The following is a 2,157-nucleotide window of genomic DNA, read 5'->3' on the forward strand; positions in this document are numbered from 1 at the left end:
AGGGGCTTAGATTAATATCTAGTAATAGAAAAACGGTCTAATTCTATCTCGATCTGCTTTTGGCACCAAATAAATAATATTAAGAAAATATATTTGTCCCGTTAGCTCAGTTGGTAGAGCACTTGACTTTTAAGGGCGAAAATCTGCCTAAATATTTTGTAATTTAACCAATTATACACGTGATGATAATACGTGGCAATAACTGATCGATTAGTTTAACGAAAGAAGAATTAATTACAGCAGAACAGTAAAGTGAAGTACGAACTAGTTAGTTTAGTTTAAGTGGCTTTGCGAATTGAAGTGATTTATGGATAATCTCGACAAGAGACTAAGGGAAGTAAATGGTGTTATTCAAGGACTAACAATAAAACTAATAAAGTTGTTATTTTGGGTTCTTTATAAATAATTAAAAGGTTTATAAAATTATCAAAAGAAATAAACTCAAAAACCTACCAATTAATTTATTAAATGAAATGGTATTATAAAAAAACCTCCTTTTATAATTAAATTAAAATTAATTATAAACAATAAAATTTTTTGGTAATCTCGCCTAACGATCACAGGTAAATATTTAGAGTAACTTTTATCCTCCTAAGCTCTTATTATTGGGTAAGGAGAAAGCAGAATCATAGTAGTCGTGAGTAATTCAAAGTTTCTTTTGGAATAAAGAAGTGGACTGACTCACCAAGGAGAAGGTTAATAACCTTTACAAGGCGAAAGAGGAAAAATAAGTTTGCATAATAAGCAACTTATTTAACCGCCGAATGCTTGGAAACTTGCTTGTTCGGTGGTGTGAGGGGCTTAGATTAATATCTAGTAATAGAAAAACGGTCTAATTCTATCTTGATTCAAGGTGTCAAAGGTTCGAGTCCTTTACGGGACACCATTATTTATGAATGATGTTTTTACATTTTTGTATTGAAATTATAATTTTAATTATAATTTTTTGCCCGGATGGTGGAATTGGTAGACACGTGGGACTGGGCGAGAATAAGCCTAAATATTTAGTAACTTAACCAGTTATACATGTTGTGATAATGCATGGCAATATATGATTGGTTATTTTTTCGAAAGAATAAATAATTACAGCAAATCATAAAAGCGAAGAACGGAATAGATATTTATTCTATGAGACTTTGCGAATTGAAAGATTCATGGATAACCTCTGAAATGAGGCTAAGAGAAAAAAAGGTGTAATTACGTGTGACTAATGAAATAATTATTAATTTATTATTTTGTTAAACTAGGGCTTCTTTAATTTATAAGTTTTGAATTATAGAATTATCACTAGCATAAACCTAGTACCTACCAAAATTAAATTTTTTCAAATTTTATTTGTAAAATAATTATTGTAAAAATTTGAAATTTGGTTATCTCCCCTAAAAATCTTATGGTGAATATTTAGAGTAACTTCTATAATCCTAAATCTTGCAAGATTTAAAATTTTGTTTGGACAAGGATAAAGCAGAATCGTAGTAGTCGGAGATTATTCAAAGTTTTTGTTGGAATACAAGAATGGACTGAACTCCCAAGGAGAATGGCAAAACCATTTACAAGGCGAAGGACTAAGTATAAATTGTTTTTTCATTTTTTAAAAAATTTGCTTTAATAATATATTAAAAAAGAAAAAAAATTTGTTTGTTTTTTATTTTTTTACATTATAAAATTAATATTAATACAAAATAAAATAATAAAATAAATAAAAAATGATCAAATGAAAATAAGTATTTTAATTAAGTTAAAATTATTTATCGGCAATATAAGAAAAGTTACTATCTTTGTGCAAAGAGAATGACGTCTTATTTATTTGTAAATTTAATTATTAAATTTATATAAATAAATTGATTTTAATATTATAAAGAAAAAACATTAATTTATACAACCGCCGAATGCTTGGAAACTTGCTTGTTCGGTGGTGTGAGGGGCTTAGATTAATATCTAGTAATAGAGAAACGGTCTAATTCTATCTCGATTAAAATCCCATAGTTTTAAAACTGTGCCGGTTCAAGTCCGGCTCTGGGTACCATTTTATTTTATAAAAGAATTTTATAAAAAAATAAATAAATAATAACAGGGGTTTTAGCTCAGTCGGTAGAGCGCCTGGGGCGTTAGGGGCGCGAAATGATGCCTAATTATGAGTGATTTAACGTATCACGA

1 tRNA gene is annotated in these 2,157 nt (G+C 28.4%); it reads left to right on the forward strand.

The features are described 5' to 3' along the window. Window positions 1-1,944: 1,944 nt before the first annotated feature. A tRNA-Ile gene (locus ACHMP6_RS01815) sits at window positions 1,945-2,026 on the forward strand. Window positions 2,027-2,157: the final 131 nt, after the last annotated feature.

The sequence above is a fragment of the Candidatus Phytoplasma palmae genome, from assembly GCF_046896035.1.
Classification (GTDB): domain Bacteria; phylum Bacillota_I; class Bacilli_A; order Acholeplasmatales; family Acholeplasmataceae; genus Phytoplasma; species Phytoplasma palmae.